Source organism: Fibrobacter sp., from assembly GCA_017503015.1.
GTDB lineage: Bacteria > Fibrobacterota > Fibrobacteria > Fibrobacterales > Fibrobacteraceae > Fibrobacter.
The window spans coordinates 15,062-31,999 of record JAFVTX010000066.1; the positions used below are offsets into that span (position 1 = coordinate 15,062).

The 16,938-nt window shown below is 54.1% G+C and carries 15 protein-coding genes; 10 read left to right on the forward strand and 5 right to left on the reverse strand.

The genetic code is table 11. The features are described 5' to 3' along the window. The first annotated feature begins 21 nt into the window (after nucleotides 1–21). The 6 genes from trxA to IKB43_11920 all read left to right on the forward strand — a co-directional run bounded on the left by trxA (nucleotide 22) and on the right by IKB43_11920 (nucleotide 5,930). Nucleotides 22–345 (forward strand): thioredoxin, encoded by a 324-nt coding sequence (gene trxA, locus IKB43_11895; protein ID MBR2470826.1) that lies wholly within the window; start codon nucleotides 22–24, stop codon nucleotides 343–345. A 6-nt stretch (nucleotides 346–351) separates the two neighbouring features. Further along, nucleotides 352–1,143: an imidazole glycerol phosphate synthase subunit HisF gene (gene hisF / locus IKB43_11900; protein ID MBR2470827.1), complete on the forward strand. Its 792-nt coding sequence runs from the start codon at nucleotides 352–354 to the stop codon at nucleotides 1,141–1,143. Between the two features lies 1 nt (nucleotide 1,144). Next, nucleotides 1,145–2,554, forward strand: coding sequence for a TldD/PmbA family protein (locus IKB43_11905; GenBank protein MBR2470828.1), 1,410 nt, complete (start codon nucleotides 1,145–1,147; stop codon nucleotides 2,552–2,554). A 59-nt stretch (nucleotides 2,555–2,613) separates the two neighbouring features. Continuing rightward, on the forward strand, nucleotides 2,614–3,018 hold the full coding sequence (locus IKB43_11910; protein ID MBR2470829.1) for a hypothetical protein: 405 nt from the start codon (nucleotides 2,614–2,616) through the stop codon (nucleotides 3,016–3,018). A 42-nt stretch (nucleotides 3,019–3,060) separates the two neighbouring features. Beyond that, the gene (locus IKB43_11915) at nucleotides 3,061–3,246 is read left to right on the forward strand and encodes a hypothetical protein (protein ID MBR2470830.1); all 186 of its coding nucleotides are present in this window, start codon (nucleotides 3,061–3,063) and stop codon (nucleotides 3,244–3,246) included. Nucleotides 3,247–3,377: 131 nt separating this feature from the next. Beyond that, a complete protein-coding gene (locus tag IKB43_11920) occupies nucleotides 3,378–5,930 on the forward strand; it encodes an AAA family ATPase (GenBank protein MBR2470831.1) in 2,553 nt (850 codons plus the stop codon). Nucleotides 5,931–5,933: 3 nt separating this feature from the next. Here IKB43_11920 and IKB43_11925 read toward each other — a convergent pair whose 3' ends face one another. Continuing rightward, nucleotides 5,934–6,641 (reverse strand): hypothetical protein, encoded by a 708-nt coding sequence (locus IKB43_11925; protein MBR2470832.1) that lies wholly within the window; start codon nucleotides 6,639–6,641, stop codon nucleotides 5,934–5,936. A 63-nt stretch (nucleotides 6,642–6,704) separates the two neighbouring features. Here IKB43_11925 and IKB43_11930 point away from each other — a divergent pair, with 63 nt between their 5' ends. Beyond that, complete coding sequence (locus tag IKB43_11930; GenBank protein MBR2470833.1) at nucleotides 6,705–7,796, forward strand: histidinol-phosphate transaminase; 1,092 nt, start codon at nucleotides 6,705–6,707, stop codon at nucleotides 7,794–7,796. Further along, complete coding sequence (locus IKB43_11935) at nucleotides 7,797–8,612, forward strand: histidinol-phosphatase (protein ID MBR2470834.1); 816 nt, start codon at nucleotides 7,797–7,799, stop codon at nucleotides 8,610–8,612. A gap of 390 nt (nucleotides 8,613–9,002) precedes the next feature. Here IKB43_11935 and IKB43_11940 read toward each other — a convergent pair whose 3' ends face one another. The 3 genes from IKB43_11940 to IKB43_11950 all read right to left on the reverse strand — a co-directional run bounded on the left by IKB43_11940 (nucleotide 9,003) and on the right by IKB43_11950 (nucleotide 13,455). Next, nucleotides 9,003–9,578 carry a virulence RhuM family protein gene (locus IKB43_11940; GenBank protein ID MBR2470835.1) on the reverse strand — a complete coding sequence of 192 codons (576 nt, stop codon included), beginning with the start codon at nucleotides 9,576–9,578 and terminating at the stop codon, nucleotides 9,003–9,005. A gap of 1,000 nt (nucleotides 9,579–10,578) precedes the next feature. Continuing rightward, nucleotides 10,579–10,812, reverse strand: a complete 234-nt coding sequence (locus IKB43_11945; GenBank protein ID MBR2470836.1) for a BrnA antitoxin family protein — start codon at nucleotides 10,810–10,812, stop codon at nucleotides 10,579–10,581. Nucleotides 10,813–10,971: 159 nt separating this feature from the next. Further along, nucleotides 10,972–13,455: a DNA internalization-related competence protein ComEC/Rec2 gene (locus IKB43_11950; protein ID MBR2470837.1), complete on the reverse strand. Its 2,484-nt coding sequence runs from the start codon at nucleotides 13,453–13,455 to the stop codon at nucleotides 10,972–10,974. A 137-nt stretch (nucleotides 13,456–13,592) separates the two neighbouring features. On the opposite strand from IKB43_11950, the gene IKB43_11955 reads away from it, so the two are divergent. Further along, nucleotides 13,593–14,828, forward strand: coding sequence for a hypothetical protein (locus IKB43_11955; GenBank protein ID MBR2470838.1), 1,236 nt, complete (start codon nucleotides 13,593–13,595; stop codon nucleotides 14,826–14,828). A gap of 1 nt (nucleotide 14,829) precedes the next feature. On the opposite strand, the gene IKB43_11960 is transcribed toward IKB43_11955, so the two are convergent. Further along, entirely contained in the window at nucleotides 14,830–16,560 is a 1,731-nt protein-coding gene (locus IKB43_11960) for a diguanylate cyclase (GenBank protein MBR2470839.1), read from the reverse strand. 218 nt (nucleotides 16,561–16,778) lie between these two features. On the opposite strand from IKB43_11960, the gene IKB43_11965 reads away from it, so the two are divergent. Beyond that, nucleotides 16,779–16,938: DUF3332 family protein (locus tag IKB43_11965; protein ID MBR2470840.1), on the forward strand; the 160-nt coding region annotated here is incomplete at its 3' end.

The following is a 16,938-nucleotide window of genomic DNA, read 5'->3' on the forward strand; positions in this document are numbered from 1 at the left end:
ATTTGAGGGAGGAGGATTTATATGGCAGTTTTGAACCTTTCTGCAGCAAAGTTTGACGAGGTGATCCGCTCGGGTCAGCTGGTATTTGTGGATTTCTGGGCCACCTGGTGCCGCCCGTGCATGATGATGGGCCCCATCATCGAGGGACTTGCCGGCGATTACGAAGGCAAGGCCATCATCGCCAAGATGAATGTAGATGACGACGGTGTCAAGGACATTTGTGCCCGCTACGGCATCACCAACATTCCCAACATGAAGCTGTTCAAGAACGGCGTAGAGGTGGGTAACGTAGTTGGGGCCGTTCCCAAGGCCACGGTCAAGGGCGTCATCGACAAGAACCTTTAGTCCGAGATGCTTACCAAACGCTTAATCGTCTGTCTCGATGTCCGGGACCGTAAGGTCACCAAGGGCGTCAAGTTCAAGGGCAATATCGATATCGGCGACCCCGTGGAGATGGGGGCGCAGTACAGTGCCGATGGTGTCGATGAGCTGGTCTTTTACGACATTACTGCCAGTGCCGAAAACAGACCCTGCGATATGGAAATGATTCGCCAGATTGCAAAGCGGGTGTTTATTCCCTTCGCCGTTGGTGGCGGAATCCGCAACCTGGACGACATGCACCAGGCGCTGCTGGCCGGTGCCGAGAAGGTGAGCGTGAACAGCCTCGCCGTGCTGCACCCCGAAATTATTGCCGAAGGGGCCAAGGCCTTTGGCCGCCAGTGCGTGGTACTGGGCATGGACGCCAAGTTCGTGGGCGTTTCCGAAAAGTTCAAGAGCGGATACGAAGTGTATATCCGCGGTGGTCGCACGCCTATGGGCATCGACGCCGTGGAGTGGGCCAAGAAGGCCGAAGATTTGGGCATCGGCGAAATCTGCCTGAACGCCATCGATACCGACGGCGTGCGTAACGGTTACGAGCTGAACATTACCGACCAGGTGGCGCGTGCAGTACAGGTGCCCGTTATCGCCAGCGGTGGTGCTGGAACTCCGGCCCACATTGTGGACCTGTTCGCAAAGACCACTGCAGACGCAGCACTGGTGGCCTCCATGGTCCACTTTGGCGATTACACGGTCCCGCAAATCAAGAGAGAAATGCTTGCCGCAGGAATTCCCGTCCGCAAGAAGATGAACGGCGAGGTGTAGCGTGAATCCTTCCGTCGCGGTGAAAATTTTTGAGGCCGGTCGCAGTGCCGGTGCAGATTTCGTTGAAATCTACGAAGAAGAAACCCGCAGTTCCGCCCTGGGTCTCAGGGACCGCAAGATCGAGACGGCTACCGCCGGCACGGATTATGGCATTGGCATTCGCTTGTTGTATGGCACCGAGGTGCTTTACGGTTTTACCAGCGACGAAAGTGAAGAAGCCCTGGTAAAGTTGGTGCAGACTCTTGCCTTCGGGCGCATCGCTTCAAGTTCTGCGCAAAATTCTGGTTTGGCAAGTGTCGCGGAAGGTTTCGAGTTCGCCCCGCAAAAGCGGGTGTCGGACTATAACGCCGCCGCCTTCAAGGACCCGCGGGTCTTGGGCCAGGCGGTCAAGCAGGATTTTCTTTTCCGCGCAGACGAAGCCGCCCGAAAGGTATCGGACAAGGTGGTGCAGGTGGCGGCTTCCGTGACGGACTGCTGCACCTCCATTAACTTGTTGAACAGCGAGGGCTTGAACCTGACGCTTGACCGCTCCCGCCTTCGCGTGAACGTGACGGTTACCGCCACGGATGGCACGGAACGCCTGACTACCCACGAGTCGCCGGGCGCTTTGGGCGGTTACGAACTGCTCCCGAATTATTCTCCGGAGGCCCTTGCGACGGAATCAGCGGAACGGGTGGTGCGCATGCTGAGTGCGGGCTACATCAAGGGCGGCCAGATGCCTGTGGTCATGGGGAATGGCTTTGGCGGCGTGATTTTCCACGAGGCCTGCGGACATCCGCTAGAAACGGAAGCGGTCCGCCGAAATGCAAGCCCCTTCTGCGGCAAGCTGGGAAAATCTATCGGGCAGCCGTGCCTTACCGCAATTGACGACGGAACTCTGGATGGCGTGTGGGGTAGCCTCAAGTTTGACGACGAGGGCATGCCTACCCAGCGCACTGTCTTGATTGAAAACGGAATTTTGAAAAGTTACATGAGCGACCGCGTAGGGGCAGCCGAGGTTGGTGTGGCCCGCACGGGGTCGGCCCGTCGTGAAAGTTACAAGTACGCTCCCGTGAGCCGCATGCGGAACACCTTCATTGCTCCCGGCAAGGACAGTTTCGATTCCATGATTCAAAGCATGGATTACGGCCTTTACGCCGCCCGCATGGCTGGCGGTTCGGTGAATCCGGCTACCGGCGAATTTAACTTTGCGGTGGACGAAGGTTATGTTGTCCGTAACGGAAAAATTGGTGAACCCGTACGTGGCGCAACCCTTATCGGCAAAGGTCACGAAATCATGCCCCGCATCAGTATGGTAGGGCGCGACTTGGAGCTGGCTACAGGTATTTGCGGAGCCTCTTCGGGACATGTACCCGTGACGGTGGGGCAGCCCACCATCAAAGTGGACCAGATCCTTGTGGGCGGAAGGTAATAGTGGAGTGGATTGTTGGTGATTTTATATTTTGTTCTACTTTATAAAAGGAGTGCTTTATGAATTTTAAAGGTGTGATTTTCTTGGCTGCTGCCGCTATCGCTCTGCAGGCTTGTTCCAACTACCAGCCCCGTGTTTATAACGAAGTTCCGCTGGTTGAAGGTGAAGAAGTTGTGCCTTTTGAAGAATTCTGCTATTTTGAAACCGAACCGAATGGCGCTGCATTTAAGGTGCTTCGGAAGGCTGTTGTGGGCGGTGGTTCCTATGGTTCTACTGAAAGCCTCAAGCCCACTTTAGAACAGAAGGTGGCAAAGTTGGGCGGTAACTCCATTGCTAACTTCAAGGCTTCCCAAAGGTTTGGTTTCTGGCCCTGGCGTTTTATTCGTCCGGTGGTCAGTGGTGACGCTATCCAGATTCTGAATGCCAACGGCAAGTCTTGTGAAGAATTGGGTGGACGCCATTAATTATTCCCAAAATAAACGCTTAGTTGTCTTATTTTGAAAAAAATGCCGCTGAAAAATGCGACATTTTTTGCTTTTTTACGGCGAAAACTGCCGTTTTTGCACGGTTTCGGCCGTTTTTTGCCGAGCGAGGCCCTTGGCACGGGTTTTGCATGTCGGAGGGTGGTTAAAGTGAGCGAAAAGCGCCTCGTATTAACGAGGCGTGATCGCGAGAGTGAGGCGAAGTCGTAGGTTCTGTTCTTGCGATAGAGCCGAACGGAGGTTAAAGTGAGCAACAAGCGCCTCGTATTGACGAGGCGTGGTTGCGAGAGTGAGGCGAAGTCGTAGGTTCTGTTCCTGCGATAGAGCCGAACGGAGGTTATATGTCCGATTTCAATAACGATGCAGAAAAGGTGTTGGCCAAGGCGCAGAGCCTGCGCGACCGTTGCTCGCATTCCTACTTGGGTGCGGCGCATTTGGCGGTGGGGCTTGTCGAAGGCCCCGATGCCACCTTGAAGAAACTCTACAAGTCGAAGGGCGCAAAGACGAATGAGCTCCGCGGCAAGCTGGAGCCGTTCGTGCAGAAGATCCCGCGTATGGAAGGCGTGAACCCCGACGTGGAACCCGATAACGACTTGAACCGCATTTTGCGAGCCTCGGTGCAGGCGGCGCGTCAGGTAAACCGCATGGTGACCCCAGGCGACATGCTCGTGGCCTTGATGAAGTTCTCGGGCGACCGTGGCCTTGCGAAGGTGTTCGAAGATGCTTTGGGAAGCGTGGAAGTGGTGGAAACTTGGCTGTCGGACCCGTTTGCAGGAGCCGCCAATGCCGAGGAGCAGTCTCCGCTGAAACTGTACGGCCGTGAACTGGTGGAAATGGCCGCCGACGGAAAACTCTCGCCGGTGATTGGCCGTGAAGAGGAAATCCGCCGCGTCATTTTGATTTTGAGCCGTAAGACGAAAAACAACCCGTGCCTGGTCGGTGAACCTGGCGTGGGTAAGACCGCTATTGTCGAAGGGCTCGCCGAGCGAATCTATCGCGGCGATGTGCCTGACGCTCTGAAGGGCAAGAAGTTGTTTGCGCTCGATTTGTCAGCCTTGATGGCGGGTGCAAAATACCGCGGCGATTTCGAGGAACGTTTGAAAGCCGTGCTTGACGCCCTTGAAGAAGACGGCAACACGCTTTTGTTCATTGACGAAATCCACACCATCGTGGGTGCGGGCAAGACGGAAGGCTCCATGGACTTGGGCAACATGCTCAAGCCGAAACTGGCCCGTGGTGAACTGCACTGCATCGGTGCGACCACCACGCAGGAATACCGCAAGTACATCGAGAAGGATTCCGCCTTGGAACGCCGTTTCCAGCCCGTGCAGGTTGACGAGCCTAGCGAAGAAGAATCGATTTCCATTCTCCGTGGCATCAAGGACGGATTCGATGCGCACCATGGCGTGCGCCTGCACGACAACGCGCTTGTGGCGGCGGTGAAACTTTCGAACCGCTACATCAGTGACCGTTTCTTGCCGGACAAGGCCATCGACTTGATTGACGAGGCGGCAAGCCTTGTGAAGACGCAGATGGATACCGTGCCCGAAGCCTTGGATACCTTGCAACGTAAGGAACTCCAGATGAAAATCGAGGAGCAGGCCTTGGCGAAGGAAACCGACGACACCAGCGTGAAGCGCCTGAAAGAGTTGCGTGAAGAACTCGCGACGACTGATGCGGCTGTAAAACTGATGCAGGACCGCTGGCAAGAAAGGCGCGCGAAAAACGCCGAGTTGCAGGGGCTCAAGAAGTCCTTGCAGCAGGCGAAGGACGAGATGGAGCAGGCCGAAGCCCGCTACGACTTGAACCGCGCCGCCGAACTCAAGTACAACAAGATTGTGAACCTGGAGCGTGAAATCGCCGCGAAGACCGAAGAAATCAAGAAGTCTGCAAGCGACGGCGACCTGAGCGAAGAGGTGACGGAAGAAACCATCGCTCTCGTGGTGAGCCGCTGGACCGGAATTCCGGTGACGAAGCTTTGCGAAGGTGAAAAGGCAAAGTTGTTGCACTTGGACGAACGTCTGCATGCCCGCGTGATTGGCCAGGACGAAGCCGTGGAAGCGGTTTCGGAAGCGATTCTGCGTAACCGTAGCGGTTTAAGCCGCGAGAATGCGCCGATTGGTAGCTTCTTGTTCCTGGGCCCGACGGGTGTGGGCAAGACGGAACTTGCGAAGGCGCTTGCCGTGGAACTGTTCGATGACGAGAACGCGCTGGTGCGTATCGACATGAGTGAATACATGGAAAAGCACAGCGTGAGCCGCTTGATCGGTGCGCCTCCGGGATACGTGGGCTACGAAGAAGGCGGCCAGTTGACCGAAGCCGTGCGTACGCATCCGTATTGCGTGATTCTGCTGGACGAAATCGAGAAGGCTCACCCCGACGTGTTCAACACGCTGTTGCAGGTGCTTGACGACGGTCGTTTGACCGATGGCAAGGGCCGTACGGTGAATTTCAAGAACACCTTGATTCTCATGACGTCGAACCTGGGCGCCGCGCACTTCCAGAACCGCGCGGGTGATGCAAAGCCCGTGACCTTGAAGGAAATCGAGCCGGAGCTCCGCAGCTTCTTCAGGCCGGAATTCCTGAACAGGCTGGACGAAGTGCTGGTATTCCAGAGCTTGACAAAGCCGCAGATTCGTGACATCGTAAGGCTCAAATTCAAGGGACTCGCCGAACGTGCCGCCCGTCAGGATTTGCAGCTCACGCTGACCGACAAGGCGCTCGATGCCATCGCCGATGGCGCTTACCAGCCGGAATTCGGCGCGCGGCCGATCCAGCGTTACCTGGAACGGAACGTGGAACGCCCGCTGAGCCACGCCATCCTCGCTGGCGACGTGAGTGCCGCAAAGCCCGTAGTCATCGACTACGACGGAGCCGCGTTTACGGTGAAATAACCGCTACAACGCCGTCATCACATAAAGAGCAATGGTCTTCTGATCATTGTTCTTTTCTTGCATGACGCCGATGTCAAAGTCCAGGCGGACGCGGGCTGCACCCAGGGCCACTTCCAGCTTCGGGATGATATCGATCATGAAGTCGTCGGAAATATGCCCCACACTTTCGGAGGTGTTGATTTCGATCATCACCCGGACCGTGTGGCCGAAATTCAGGGTGGGGGTCATGCCGAATGCGAATTTCACATAGCCGTCTTCGCCGGTCACGCCGTCCAGGAAACCGGCCCGCATCTCGTAAAAGTTGGAGAAGTTCTTCGCGATAAAGTGTTCCGTTCCGTAGGTGAGAATCACTGCGCTGCCGTTGTTTCTGTTCAGCCCGAAGTAGCCGTCCAGCTCGATGAACCTTCCTGGTTGCAGGTGGTATTTACCGCCGATGTCCAGCGATAGTTGGGTGTTGTCCATCTGGTTGTAGGTGTCGATGTCAATCTTCGCGCCGATTTCAAAGTCCTTGGAGATGGTCCCCATGATGTTGGCGGGGAACAGCACGTGGGAATCAAAGTCGGAACGGAGACCAACGCCTGCGCCGAACTTGGGTGCCCTATGGCTTTCGGGGCCGAAGGTGTAGTGCATGTCCCAGATGGGGTCCAGCGCAAAAGCGCTTGTGGCGAACAGGGCCAATATGAATGTGGCGAGTACGGCGAGGCGTTTCATGAAGCCAAATTTAAAATAATCCGGTGGAATTACTAGATTTGCTCTTGCGAAAAGGAGGTGATTATGATTGAACCCCGTCCAGAATTGTCCAAGCTTTCGGATTATGTTCCCGGAAAATCCATCGAGGAAATCCGCGAACGTTACGGCCTTACCAAGGTGGTAAAGCTGGCCTCCAATGAAAACCCGCTGGGAGCTTCTCCCAAGGCGGTGGAAGCCTTCCACAAGATTGCGGACAGTCTGCACCTTTACCCCCGCGGAGACGCACCTTCCATGATTCGCTCTCTGGCCGAAAAGTTCGGCGTCAAGCGTGAACAGATTGTGGTGGGCAACGGCTCCGACGAAATCATCGACATGGTAGGGAAGGCGTTCATCCGTCAGGGCGACAACTGTGTGGCCATTACGCCTACCTTTTCCGTTTACAAGTTTACCACCCTTTCCAATGGGGCGGATTTCGTTGGCGTAGGCGAAGGGGAGTCCAAGACCGGCCTCGATGACCTTGCCAAGGCCATAAATGCCAAGACCCGCGTGGCCTTTATCTGCAATCCCAATAATCCCACGGGCCTTTACTACAGCGAAACCGAAATTCGCGACTTCTTGAAAAAAGTCCCGCAGAATGTGCTGGTGTTTCTGGACGAGGCCTACTCTGAATTCGCCACTGCTCCCGACTACCCCAAGCTGGTAGGCGCCCTGGACGAATTCCCGAACCTCTTTATCAACCGCACCTTCAGCAAGATTTACGGTCTTGCAGGGCTTCGCGTAGGCTATGCCATGGCCAGCGCCGAGGTGGTGCGTCACCTGTGGAAGGTGAAACCGCCTTTCGACGTGAACCAGGCGGCACAAGTGGCGGCCATCGCCGCCCTTGGGGATACCGACCACGTAGAGGCCACCCGCAAAATGAACGGCGAGGGAATCCAGTTCCTCACTCGTGAATTTACGGCTCTCGGCTTCAAGGTGCTTCCCACCCAGGCGAATTTCGTCTGCGTCCACATCGGTGCCAAGGCGAAGGACCTCGTGGCATTTTTGGAACAGAACGGCATGATTGTCCGCGGGCTTACCAGTTTCGGCATGCCTGAACACGTGCGCATTACGGTGGGCCGGCCCGAAGAAAACGAACTTCTGATGGCCCTCGTCAAAAAGTGGAAAGGGGAGGTGTAGATGGCGGCAACGGCAACAAACCAGGATCTTTTGAAAATCGCCCTCAAGGCCTCCGAGATGGCCGAAGAGAACATTTTGAAGTATTTCCAGCGGGACTTGAGCATCGAATGGAAGGCGGACAGGACGCCCGTGACTCTCGCCGACAAGAGCACCGAAGAACTGCTCCGTGAATTCTGGCTCAAGGAAACGCCCGACTTTGGCGTGCTGGGCGAAGAATTCGGCGACGGCCTTTCCGACAAGGAATACCGCTGGATCGTGGACCCCATCGACGGCACCAAGTCATTCATCCGGGGCGTTCCCCTGTTCGGCACGCTGATTGCGCTCTACCGCAAGAATGTGCCCGTGGCAAGCGTCATCCGCATACCGGCCCTGCACAGCGCCGTGTGGGCGGTTCAAGACGGCGGTGCGTTTCTGGACGGGCACCCGGTCCGCTGCTCCAGAGTTCATTCCCTGGCCGACGCCCTGGTGCTCTCGGGAACGGTGAACACTATGGAAACGGTAGGCTTTGGCGAAGGCTTCGCGAAACTTCGCCGGAGCGCGAACCTCTACCGCGGCTGGGGCGATTGCTACGGCTATTACATGGTGGCATCGGGCCGCGCCGAAGTGATGGTGGACCCCGTTGTCTCCCTGTGGGACATTGCCGCCTACCCGCTTCTGTTCAAGGAAGCGGGCGGAAAGTTCACCACCATCGAAGGGGAGTCGGACCTCTTCGACGATGCGGGTCACCCCATCGCCTCTGTCCACGAAGGCTACAGCTCCATCGCCTCCAACGGCATTCTCCACAACCCCGCCCGAATCCTGTTGAACGGCCGGTAGCTTTTTATTGAAAGGGGACGCCTCCCCCTGATTGCAGCCTTGGCGATTCGGCAGATGCCGGCAGTGTCATTGCGAACCCCGAATAGGGGTGAAGCAATCACAATCCAACGATCTCGCCAAGTCTTCCATCACCCCCTCTCCTAGGGGCTCTGCCCCTAAGACCCCGCACCCTCATGTCATGCCCGCACTCTTTCATTGTCATCCCCGCGCAGGCGGGGATCCCCTATTCTCTTGTCGGGCATCTTTTTTAACAAATCTCTCCCTCAATGTGTGCCTTCCCTCGCTCGCAGATTCACTTCGTTCGACTGTTCGCTCGGGAAGCCCACATCTCGGTCAAAAAACAAGCGGTGGGCTCGGGAAATAAATGTTTTTTTGTAGGTGAAATTCGCTTTAGCAGGTATGTAAATTACCGCAGGAGGAAACTCTTGTGACTGTTAGTCCCTGCGAGTTTCCGCCGAGGCGTTTTTCTGTGGCGTTCTTTAAATCCGCAATTTCTGCGCCCTGCCCTTCGATTAGTTGTCGCTGTTCGTGCAGACGGTCCACAATCTGCAAATCGGTCGCAATTTTGCGTTGGTTTATGGCGTAACCCTTGAGCATGTAGTCTTTCAGGACTTGGTTCGCCCAGCGGCGAAACTTGACTCCGCTTGCGGACTTTACGCGATATCCGACCGAAATGATGACATCAAGGCTATAAAAAGCAACCGGTTGCTTTACGCCATCAACACGCAAAAAATGCGTGTTGTTGTCTTTCTCGACTTCCTCCGAAAACACGTTGTTGATATGCTTTCGTAACGTTTTCTCGTCTCGATTAAAAAGACGCGCCATTTGGTTAGCCGAGAGCCACACGGTCTCGTTTTCTACACGCACCTCCAGCCGGACTTCGCCTTCTGGCTGGTAAAGCACGATTTCGCCCCTGTTTTCGTTCCCGACCTGGTCGGGAATCTCAATTTTATCCTTTTTGCTCATTTTACCTCCATAAAAAAAGTCGTATTTCCATAGCCCGCAGGCGATTATGGCTGCTATGGGATATAGAAATACGACTTTCGTGGGGTAATATACAAAACAGAACCAGGAAAAGGCAATTTTTTTTACAAATCCTTCCCTCGATGTGTGCCTTCCCTCGCTCGCAGATTCACTTCGTTCGACTGTTCGCTTGGGAAGCCCACATCTCGGTCAAAAAAACAAGCGATGGGTTCGGGAAATAAATGCTTTTTTTAGGTGAAATTCGCTTTAGCAGGTATGTAAATTACCGCAGGAGGAAACTCTTGTGACTGTTAGTCCCTGCGAGTTTCCTCCGAGAGTCCTGGTCACTTGCGTATTATCGGTAATTTCCAGGAATTATAACATTTTTTTTTCTGGTTTTATCCCTGCTCATAAAGAGCCCATATAAGACCTAAGATTAACGGCTATTGTTTTCATGGCCTTGGATAAGTCTTTCGACTTGTCTTCGATGCCTTTTAGCAGAATTTTGCACTTTTTGTCATCGATTTTGGCGTTGATCATTGCTTTTCTCCAGAAAAAGAGGTATATTAAAGGGTAGGATGCATGAGTAAGCGAAATTATCCTCGACGCTTGGGATGATCGTTGTTGAAACGAGGATCCGTATGATGGGACCAGAGGACCATACATGCTTCCTTTTTTTTATCTTATTGGCGTATGTCGCAAATAATCGTCCTCGTCAACAATAAGCCCAGTCTTATAAGTCATCGTCCTCGTGATTGTTTTATCCCCGCTCATAAAGAGCCCATATAAGACATACTTTTTGAATATACCTTATTTTATGCGGGTTCGCAAGCGTTTTGACGCTGAAAAAATCAGAAAAAAAAGGATGGATTTCTGGGATTTTGTTGATTTCCATTAAGGAAAAAGTCAACGGCATAACGATTCCTTCCGAAGAAGAATAGTTGAAAAATGTAAACTGACGATACGGGGAAAATAACAAAGCGGGGTTTTTATCCCGCTTGTTTTATGCCACCTGTTTCTTTCGAGATGGTTTTGCGATAAATTTTGGTTCCATCTTTTCGGCTTTGGCCTGAGTAAGGAACATGTTGATTAGGGTCTGGTAGGGAATCCCGGTTTTTTCGGCGAGTTCCTTAAAATAGGCGAGGACCGATTCGCTGATGTTGATGCAAATCGTTTTCTTCAATTTCTTGGCATACGGATTCTTTACCGCATTGCTGAAGTCATAGTTGCTTTTCATACGGATCTACTGGTGATCATCCCATTCGAAAATCATATATATAATATATATACACATTGTTGTTTTGTCAATAGGCTGTTTTTTATGCTATCAGGTGATAGACTCGATACCCTTGCTTAATTGAGAGGAGACTTTCTGTATCCATTATCCGCCGGTATTTCACTCCTCTTCCAGCATCGTCTCCACCAGCATAGTGTCGGGGGTGAACTGCACGGTGATGGTCCCGCGCTTTGCTGTGTTCAGGTAAGGAATGCCCAGGGAGTCCAGCCGGTCTGTGACCTGCTTGTGGGGGTGACGGAACCGGTTTTTCCGACCGCTAGAGACCAGGGCAAGCCTTGGGCCTACCGCCGTCAGAAAGTTCCTGCTGCTGGAGGTCTTGCTCCCGTGATGGCCCAGTTTCAGCACGTCGCTTTTAAGGAACATTCCCGACTTCAGGATTTTCCTTTCTCCTGCCACCGTCAGGTCGCCGGTCAAGATGACGGAATGCCCGAGGCCCTTCACCCGGAGGGTAATGCTTTCTTCGTTGGTCTCGGCGCACTTGCCGCTAGAAATAGGGTGCAGGGCCCGAATCTCGAAAAAGTTCTCGGACCAGGTGAACCCCCGGCCGATATCCCGCAGGGGGATTCCCCGCTCCAGCGCCACGGCCATCGTTTTAATCCAGGCGGGTTTCGGCTCCAGCCTTGCGCATTCGCTGACCCAGAGTTCCTTGACGGGAAAACTTTTTACAATCCCGAGGACCCCGCCGAAATGGTCGGCGTCGGCGTGTGTCACCACGAGGGCGTCCAGCTTTAGGATACCGGAATGTCGCAAATAGGGAACTATGATATCCTTGCCCGAGTCCCTGCGGTCATTGGGCCCGCTATCAACTAGGATGTTTTTCCCTGAAGGTGTGGTAATCAGTATGGCGTCCCCCTGCCCGATGTCAATGGCGGTAAGGCTCCAGGTGGGCCAGACCACATCACGGTAGTTGCATGCAAAATAAAAACCCGAAAAGAAAAGGAGTCCCAGGGAGAAAAGGATGGCACCAAGCCTGTTTTTGCGGATGCTGGTAAGCAGGGCAAACGCAAAACCCATCAGCAACAGCACAAAGGGCGGGTAGGGCCCTACGGTCACCGATGCCGCCGAGGAATCGGAAAGCAGGTGGGTCAAGAGGCTTGCGGTCCGGAGCAGGACCGATGCCGCACTGCAAAAGATGCTCGTCACAAAGTCGATGGGCGAAAGCAGGGCAACGAGCCCCGCCTCCATTCCCCAAGAAATCAGGGGGACGATGACGATGTTCCCTAGCCAGGCCAGGGGAGCGAGGGTCTTGAAATGATAAATCAGGAGGGGTGCCGTCGCCAAGGTGGCACACAGCGTCACGTAGGTGGGTTCAATGATAAAACTTTGGAACTTGGCCCAGAGCTTGTTCTTCGAGAGGCTTTCGGGTAGCGCCTTCAGGGGATTGTGGCTGGACCCGAGAATGATTCCGGCGGTAGCTGCCGCCGACAGCTGGAATCCGGGATTCCAGAGCACCTGGGGGTTTGGAAGCAAGATGAGAATCAAGGCCACCCCCAGGCTGTTCAGCGCACCCGCCGGCCGTTGCAGGAGCATGCCCACCTGGGGCACGGCAAACATGATGACGGCCCGGGTCACCGCAGGGGAGCCGCCGGTGACGGGCACGTATATGGCAAGGAGCAAGACGCCCACCACCCGCACAATCCTGTGGGGGAGTCCCGTCGCCTTCAGGAACGTCATCAGGAGCCCCGCCAGCAGCACCACATGGAAACCGCTAATCGCTAGAACGTGTACCAGTCCCGACCGCTGGAAATCGCTCCGCAGGGCCTCGGGAATGCCGCTCCGGTCTCCGGCCAAAAGCCCCATTAAAAGTCCCGTTTCTGCCGGGTCCAAGAACCGCGACAGCTTTTGGCGGATCCAGTTCCTGAAATGGTGAAAACTCCGCTCGAAGGTCCAGCCGCCCTGCCAGCTTTTCCAGTGCCGCATTTTTCCGTAGGCAGCAAGATTCTGGCTGTCCAGCCACTTTCGGGTATCGAAGGCACCCGGGACGGTCGGCGGTTCCACCGGGTACCAGGACGCCTCGTAACAGAGGGAGTCTCCCGGTTCGGGCAAAAGGGGGAGGGCGCGCTTTTCGGTAAGGCGGACGCGGTAGGTTCCGGCGACTTCTTTGACCGAACGATTCGGCACTGTTGCGACCTGCGTGTCGGCTTCTGCGCCCCCTGCGTCAGCTGTTGTGACCTGTGCGGAGTGAACCATCATCACAAACGCAACGCCGTTGCTCCGGGGCAGCACCGCCTCTACCGTGCCGCAACCCTCCTTCGGCGGCACAGTTATGACCTGCGAATTAGCCGCTGTTACGACCTGCGAACCTGGCACTGTTACGACCTGATTTGCGGTCGTCTCCCCACTCGAAAATACCCGTGCCGAAATCAGAATGCTCCCGATTCCTGCGAGCAGCGCCGCCAGCACCACCCGCTGGGTGAATTTTCCAGAAACATGGGCTAGGCTCCACAACAAGGCCAGGAGAACTGCTCCGTAAAGGGGCTTTTCAATGGCGGTTATGACCGCCATTATCGTGAAGGCTGCTACCAGGGCAGGCTTCCCCGCCAGGGGAAAAGTCAATTCCCGAAAAGAAGAAAAAAGCTTCATTCTGCACAATCCTTTGTGGCTTGTTTTTGTACCTTTAGGGCATGGTCAGGTCAAATTTTTTTGCCCCTCTATGTATAAGACGCTTTTTTGGTGCAAAAAAAGCCTACCCCCTGTTCATTTTTTTCACTTTTGGGGTTTTGACCGCCTTTTTTTCGGCCTGTAGCGAAGATTCCGACCCGGAAAGAGTTGTTTACCCGTTGGAAAATGAACTTTATGCCATGTTCCCCAACGATCCCGCCCTGGGGGATTCCGTCGAGGCGCATCTTTCCACGGGAGTCATGATGATTGTGCACCCGGGCGGGCTCTACACCCTTTCTTTCGGGGTGGATTCGGCCTTTGAAGCGCCCAAGATGCAGCTGTTCCGTTTTTACGAGCACCGCGATGGCGACGGGTATGGAATGTCCAAGATGGAAACCCTGAAACCCGAAGTTTCCGGTGGACGTTATGTCTTTAACTTTGTCTGCGAAGAAAACGAAAAATCCATCTGGGGCCTCACCCTGGTGCAGGATGACGATTATTACAGGGGTAAAACTCCCGACGTCAAGTTCGAAGGCTCGGGCAAGTATTCCAATCACCTTTCCCTGAACCTGATTCCTGTGGGGCTTATCGACCCTATTGATGGAGTAGACGGAATGGACAGCCTTGCAAAAATGTTGCTGCAGGCATTTCGCAAAGCTTATACCTCCTTTGTCATCGATACGATTTATGTCAATTACGCCTCGAAGCACCCGATTCTCGGGAGTAAATACCCGTCAGACGTGCATTGGCATGCGGGAGCGACCTCCGAAGACATGACCCTTGCGGAACTGGGCGGCTGGCCCGTGAAGGGAGTGAACGAAGCTTTGGACATTGTCCTGGTCCACCGCATCAACGAGCTCAATGTCTTGGGATATGCGGCCCTTTTTGCCTCTAACCTTAGGGGAGGCGAGGGCAGCACGGTCATTGTGGGGAGTCATGCCCTCATGTCAACGGGGGAACGCGCCCTCACCGCCGAAGAAATCGTGAAGGTGGCCGTGCACGAGACCGGGCATTTCTTTGGGCTTCGGCATACCACTTCCACCTGGGCAGATATAGAAGGCTATCAGGACTTGTCCATTCTAGAAGACGGCTTCGAGGACACCCCCTCTTGCCCGGAACTTCTGAAAAGCGGCCTGTATAAAAAGGGCGGAACCTCCGGAGTGCGGGACTACTCCCTGCCGGGTCGCGCTTACAAGATGATAGACCGGACCGCCTACGGCATAGCCTTCAACGAAGACGATTGTCCCGACGCTTCTTTTGTCATGTTCCCGGTGAGTACGGAACAGTCCATGAGGGAGTTTTCTAAACAGCAATTGAAGGCCCTGAAACAGAACCTTCAGTTGATACCCCATTAGTTTATCTGTTGCGGGCCATTTCCATGGCCGCTGCCCGATAGTCTTCTTCGGAGATTCGGTCGGGCCCCCAGACCACCACCTTGTTCCTGCCGGATTCCTTGCCCTCGTACAGGGCCTTGTCCGCCATCTGGATACTGCGGTCGGCGCCAAGGCGTCCGTCGTACTTGGAAACGCCCAGGGTGATGGTGACGTTGATGAGAAAATCGGCGTGCTTGATGGACTGTTCTTCTACCTGCTTGCGGAACCGCTCAGCCACAACGGCAGCTCCGTCCAAGTCGGTCTCGGGGAGTAGCACCAAAAATTCTTCGCCGCCATAGCGGCCCACGATGTCGTAGTTCCGCAACATCCCGCGGATGGTCTGCGCCACCGATTTCAACACCTCGTCACCACAGGCATGTCCGTAGGTGTCGTTGATTCTCTTGAAATGGTCGATGTCAATGAACACAAAGCAGAAAGGCTTGTGGGACCTGGAAATGCGGCTGACCTCGTTTTCGATGCACTCGTGAATGTTCCGGCGGTTGGGTAGCCCGGTCAGCTCGTCGGTCCTGGACATGATGCGGAGTTTCTTGTTGGCCTCTTCCAGTTCCTGGGTTCTTTCGGCGACTTCTTGTTCCAGGAGTTCTCTGTGGGACTGCAATTCCTTGAACTGCCGTCTGATAGTCTCGTGCATCAGGTTGAACGCCTTGGAAAGCTGGCCCACTTCGTCGTTACGCCGGCCGAACCTGATTTCGGGGGCGTCTATGTTGTCATCGGTAATCTTTTTCATGTGGACGATCAGCTTGTTCAAAGGCTTTCCCAAGATGAGGAACATCCAGAAGGAAATAAGGCAGGTGACAACGATGGTTCCTACAAGGAAAAGCATACTGGACTGCTTGATGGCCGACGCCATGTCTTCGATCTCATTGCGGGGTTGCAGGGAAAGCAGGCCGAACTGGAAAGCGTGGCTGTATTCGTAATTGACAAGGTATTCGTTGCCGTTCTTGAGCTTGACGAATGTGGGTCCCGGAGTTTCAAATCTCTGGGGCTGGAAATTTTCGAAACCGAGTTCCGTAATGTTCATCCGCTTGCGGCCGGTTTCCTTGAAACTGGGCAGGTACAGAATCTCGCCTTTTTCGGAGATGGCTATAACAAACCCGTTCTTGCCCACCTTGCAGTCGGCAAAGTATTTTTCAAGACGCTCGAAAGAGAAATTTGCAAGCAGGATACCCTTCTCTTTATCATCCCCGATAACTTCAGACGCAAAAATGCGGGTGGGCATGGAGTGGTCGTCTTCGATGCTCCAGGGGCTAAAGTAGGAATTGTGCTTGGGGATTCTGGAAATGTCAAAATGGAGCTGGACTTTTTCGTCGGCGAAATCGTTTTGCCTTTCGCAAATCAGGTTGTTTTCGTCGTCGTAGAGGTTGATGGTCTCGTCGTCGTTGAACATGGAGGCGATGTTGTCGCTGTTGATGTAGGCTCCCGCGATGGAGGAGTCCAAACTCTGGATTTCGGTGGTGTGGGTGAGGAAGATGATACGGTTGGCAAAAAGACGGATGTCGGTGTTTGCTGCAATGACCATTTGCCGCAGTTGGGTACGGTTGTTGTCGCTGCTCCAGCCGATCAGGGACTTTACCTGCCCCCGAACAAAGAAGAAAATACTGATAGAGGCAATCAATACCGTAGCAAAAATCAGGAGCAGCAAACTCTTGAAAATGGTGCTTTGGGAAAACTTGACGGCTCTAGCTTCTTTCATGGTTGAACCACGAATTTAACAAAATGAAGGGCCTGATGCTTGAGAAATGTCCCTTTTTTACGCCCTAATACGTTTAACGCATAAAGTGCGTTAAATAAAAATGTGAGCCTTATCAAGTCCTAACGTTCTTTTTTGGGAATATAGCCAAAAGGGGCCCCGTTTAGTTATATTTTTCTTGTCGTAATTACGATAAACTCAATCCTTAAGGAGTAAAAAAAATGAAAAAAGGTATCGCTACCCTTCTCGCTGCCGGCATGATCGTTCTTTCTGGCTGCTACGGCTCTAACGCCTGCTTCAACAAGCTCCATGACTGGAACGGCACCCTGGGTGACAAGTGGATCAACTCTATCGTCCACTTCCTCATGATGTGGATTCCGG